Here is a 4,437-nt window from a genome sequence, read left to right on the forward strand (position 1 = left end):
CACATCGGCGGTGACTTCCCGAGTCACCCGGCGCTGCGCGCACCTTGTAGGATGAAAGCCGCCCATGTCCAACCTTCCCCAGGGGTTCTTGGGGGAGGTGGGCGAGCTCCGCGAGCCCGGAGGGGGCGCGGAGCAGGAGGCCGCCACACGTCCGGGACCACGCCGGTCGACTTGGGACGTTTGGACCGGGCTCCGTGCCGTCATCCTGGGCGAGGAAGGCGCCCTGCCCGGTCCCTTCCTTCGCGCGGCGTCACGGGCGCCTTCCGGCGGAAGAATCCGGTTGCAGCCCGGCACGGTCTCGCCCGTGCGCGCCGTCCAGGCACGGTGTCACCGGACCAGGAATTCTGCCAGCGAAGGCACGTTCACCGCGCAGTGACCGCCGTAGTTCGGCTGCCACACGGTCGGCACGCCGCGCTGCCGTGTCATGCTGGCCAGCCGCTCCGTGCCTTCGTAGTTGCCGTAGGCGTCGTACAGCCCGCACGAGAGATACAGCGCCGGATACCCCGGCCCCGAGCGCTCGGCCAGGGCCAGCGGCGAGATGCGGCGCCACTCGCCGTCATCCGCGGCGTACTTCCTTGCCAGCAGCCAGATCCCCAGGATGATCTTGGGGTTCGCGCCGGTGCGCTCCGCCGCGGCCCTGATCGTGGACAGGGATGCGAAGGGCGAAACCGCATACACCCCCGGGCACAGCGCCGCCACCTTGGCGAACCTGGACGGATAGGAGAGGCCCGCGACAAGCACGTTGAGCCCCCCCATCGATTCACCGAGCAGGATCCGGTGTCGAGGACGACCCACCCGGGCCTCGATCTCCGGAAGCCGCGCCATCAGGTCTTCCAGGAGACCGCTCCCGGGTTGCCTGCCCTTCGGCGTCAGGAGCCAGGCCGGCCCATAGCTCAGGGTGACGACGGTCGGCGGGACCACTCCGGAACGTTGCCACTGCGCCTGCAGCATGGCCGTGTAGTACGTGTCGTCGTTCCAGATCTGCTCGTCCAGGTTTCGCCCATGAAGGTGATAGACGACGTCCCCGTTGGTGCCGGCCGCGTCGCGGTACACGCAATAGCGCAGTGGCCCGGACTGGTGGCACGTCCGCGCCGCCGCGCGGAACGCCACCGTCTGATTCCCTCGAACCCGCGTGACTTCCGTCCATGCATAGCGTAGGAAGGCAACGGAAAGGAGGGCCAGGAGCCAGTAGCGGTATCGGCGTAGCACGGAGAAAATCGCTGATACGCCAGCGCGGGGTGAGTTCTTGTTGGATGACATGTCGTGTCAGACGGAGGTTCGTGGCGGCGTTCGCCCTGGTCGGATCATTTCGCTTCGCGTCCCGGCACCGGCGTTCCAACTCGCGCGGCGCCACCTGCCTATCTGGACATCTCGAGGCGCACGCGACGATTACCCGGCACTACCGCGTTCTTCGCGCCTTTGTCGATGACAAATTGCGCGTCACGCTTCCTGATACGCGGAGCATGCCGGACGCGCTTGTTCGCCGCCACGGGAAGACCCGGCAGCACCTGCAGGCTCCCCAATCCCGGAGGGCGATCAGGACGGTCGGCGCGAGTTCGCCGGGGGGAGGTTCGCGGGGCCAGCGCAGGGCCCGCGGGAGCATCGAAGGGGGACTGGCGAGCGTGTCTCCCGCCAATCTCCCTTCGGGGTGATCACACGATCCCGATCCGGAGATCGAAGACCGTCCCTTTCTCCGCGGGCTGCTCGTCCCGCGCCCGGCTTCGCACGGCGGCGGTGGACCGCACCGGGCCGGGGAGGAACGCCAGGCTGAGCACGTACCCCACGACCGCGCTTCCGCCGTAGCCAACGAGCGGCGTGGGATAGTTTCCCGCCGCGGCGGCCACCACGATCCCCAGCCACACGATCCCGAACACGGCGCACGCGTCGCCGTTCTCCGCACCGAGCTTTCTCCCCGGGAGTGCCGGGAGCGCGAGCAGCAGCGCGCCGCAGACCACCGCCAGGCCCGCCATCACGTGGACGTCGAACGCCGTGTAGAGGATCTTGTCCACGTACGGCACGGCGGGGAGCGTGTCGGGGCGAAGCAGGGTCACCGCGAACCCGGTGGCGGCGATCCCGAGCGCCGCCCCCACCCAGCGGTCACGCCGGCGCACGGCCAGCACGGCCAGGGCGGACGCGAGCACGCCCGCCATCGCACGGTCCGGCTGAAGCGCCAGCGCCACCGCGGCCAGGATCACTCCCAGCGTGGACAGCAGGTCCCGCTGCCGCGCGAACGCGACCAGCATCGCGGGAAGGAGGACGAGGCTGATCTGCAGGGAGACGCCCGCGATCCGGATCCACCGGGAAGCCCCCTCGACCGAGACCCCGAAGAGCGTCGTGGCGAGCAGCACGGCGCCAAAGGCGAGCGTCACCCCGGCCGGCAGGCCCCGCGCCTCCCCCGCGTGGGGGCGCAGAAGGCCGTACAGCGCGAGGCCCATCAGGAGCGCCAGCCCGTTGAGGGCTGGATAGAGCGCCGGCGCCCCCGCCGCGGTCATGTACGCCAGCCCCAGCCCGGTGGCCGCGACCGCGCACGCCACTCCGAGCGTTCGCGGGTTTCCGCGAAGGGTTTGGAACGCCGAACCGAGTGGGACGGTGCCGCGCGCGCGCCGGCTCGCTTCCTTGATGCTGTCCAGGTGCCCGAACTCGGCCTCGGCGCGGCGCAGCGCGTCCTCGCGGGAAAGCCCCGCACGCTCGTGCCGCTCGGCCTCGCGCTCGAGGTGAAACCTCAGCTCCTCGTCGAGCTCCCGATCGAGCGCGGCGCGGTCCAGCAGCGCGCGCACCCGGTAGCGTACGACGTTCCAGATCTCGCTCAGCATCGTGGTCACCCCATCTTGAGCAGCAGCGACACGGCTCTCGTGAGCCGCTCCCAGGCGTCGGTCTCCGCGTCGAGCTGACTGCGGCCCGCACGCGTGAGCTCGTAGAACTTGGCTTTTCGGTTGTTCTCGGACGCTCCCCATTCGGCGCGTATCCAGCCACGCCGCTCCAGGCGGTGCAGCGCGGGATAGAGCGAGCCCTGGGGCACCTGCAGCGCGTCGCGCGACACGTTCCGGATGCGCTCGGAGATCGCCCATCCGTGCAGGGGCTCAGCCGATATGGCTTTCAGGATGAGCAGGTCGAGCGTGCCCTGCGGCAGGTTGAGTCGGTCGTCGGTCATGGAAGTCCTCCTGAGGTCGCCACTACAATAGACGGTCTCCTGTAGAAGTGCAAGGGGAGAGGCCGTGGCCGGATCTCGATCCCCGGCTCCTGGGCGTCGGGTATGTTCGACGTTGATGGGGCGTCTGCCGCCGTCCTTTTGTCGCACGAGACGGCGCCCGGTCGAGAGCGGGATCGAGAGATGGGGAAGTCGACACGTCTCCCAGGAAGTTTGCCCCTGGACCGCTTCGCCGCGCCGTTGGCCGAGGAGGCGTGCCTGGCGCGCGAGGGGCTGGATGGCCCGTCGCTCATCGAGTGTATGACGATGACGCAGGAGGAGTTCAGGGCGCGCTTTAAGGGCTCGCCCCTCAAGCGGACCAAGCGGCGTGGTTTACTGCGCAACGTGACCGTCGCGCTCGGCAGCTGGGGCGCCGAGGCCGTCCCTACGCTCGCCGTCGCGCTCAATGACGAGGAGGAGCTGGTGCGCGGGCACGCGACGTGGGCGCTGGGGCGCATCGGCACCGAGGCGGCGCGGCACGCGCTGCGGGGAGGGAAGAGGGGAGGGAGGACGCGTGGGCGCGGGAGGAGATCGCGGCGGCGTTGGAGATCGCGGCCCGGTGACCGCCCTCCTTTTGAAGGGAACCGGCCAGCTACTCGCTCGGTTCCCGTTCCTCGTCGGCGGCTGCGGGTTCGGGGTGCGCCTGGGACACGAACTGCCTCGTGATGTCATCTGCAGCCTCGGCGTCGGGAATGTCGAGCATCGCGTCGTGATTGAAGCCGTAATCCTCACTCATTCGAGCCTTTATCTCGGGTGAGGGCTCTCCGTGTCCGGCTTCGATGATGACACCGAAATCCTCGGGGTAGAACACGCCGCGACTTTGCGCCTCCATGAAGGTCTTCAGCCGGTCGGCGCGGATGCCGACGTAGGCGTAGATTGGCTCGCCGTCCGGGCTTTCGCCACGCACCAAGAGGACCACGACGGTGTTTGCCGCATTTATAAGCGCGGTGAGCAGCCCGTCTTCCAACTCTTCTTGGGCGCGGGCAAGGAGCCCCATCTCGTCCGCCCAGCCGGGGCGGTACCGCCGAGCCGTCATGGTCTGAAGCCGCCGGCGAATGGCGATCGCCTCGCGTTGCGCGCTTATCGCCGCGGCGGGGTTCCCCATGCGCGCCAGGTCGCGAGAGAGATTCTCCAGGCTGCGTACCAAGTCCGGCTCGTAGCGGGCTGGATGCGCGGCCGCGGCCCTGCTGTAGATGCGGATGGCCTCGGGCAGCAACTGGATCGCTTCTTCGTGGCCGCCCATGCTGGAG

5 protein-coding genes are annotated in these 4,437 nt (G+C 69.2%); 1 reads left to right on the forward strand and 4 read right to left on the reverse strand.

The window, feature by feature from the left end; genetic code table 11:
* Window positions 1-327: 327 nt before the first annotated feature.
* From VFZ20_RS09395 to VFZ20_RS09405, 3 genes are all read right to left on the reverse strand, one after another.
* On the reverse strand, window positions 328-1,110 hold the full coding sequence (locus VFZ20_RS09395; RefSeq protein ID WP_329683605.1) for an alpha/beta hydrolase-fold protein: 783 nt from the start codon (window positions 1,108-1,110) through the stop codon (window positions 328-330).
* A 542-nt stretch (window positions 1,111-1,652) separates the two neighbouring features.
* Entirely contained in the window at window positions 1,653-2,813 is a 1,161-nt protein-coding gene (locus tag VFZ20_RS09400; protein ID WP_329683608.1) for a permease prefix domain 1-containing protein, read from the reverse strand.
* Window positions 2,814-2,818: 5 nt separating this feature from the next.
* The gene (locus VFZ20_RS09405) at window positions 2,819-3,151 is read right to left on the reverse strand and encodes a PadR family transcriptional regulator (protein ID WP_329683606.1); all 333 of its coding nucleotides are present in this window, start codon (window positions 3,149-3,151) and stop codon (window positions 2,819-2,821) included.
* Window positions 3,152-3,454: 303 nt separating this feature from the next.
* Between VFZ20_RS09405 and VFZ20_RS32735 the strand changes: the two genes are divergently transcribed.
* Window positions 3,455-3,853 (forward strand): HEAT repeat domain-containing protein, encoded by a 399-nt coding sequence (locus VFZ20_RS32735; RefSeq protein ID WP_349264078.1) that lies wholly within the window; start codon window positions 3,455-3,457, stop codon window positions 3,851-3,853.
* On the opposite strand, the gene VFZ20_RS09410 is transcribed toward VFZ20_RS32735, so the two are convergent.
* The coding region (locus VFZ20_RS09410) for a tetratricopeptide repeat protein (protein ID WP_329683607.1) at window positions 3,780-4,437 on the reverse strand (658 nt) is incomplete at its 5' end. The two genes, VFZ20_RS32735 and VFZ20_RS09410, sit on opposite strands and share 74 nt — an antisense overlap.

Source organism: Longimicrobium sp., assembly GCF_036280135.1.
Taxonomy (GTDB): Bacteria; Gemmatimonadota; Gemmatimonadetes; order Longimicrobiales; family Longimicrobiaceae; genus Longimicrobium.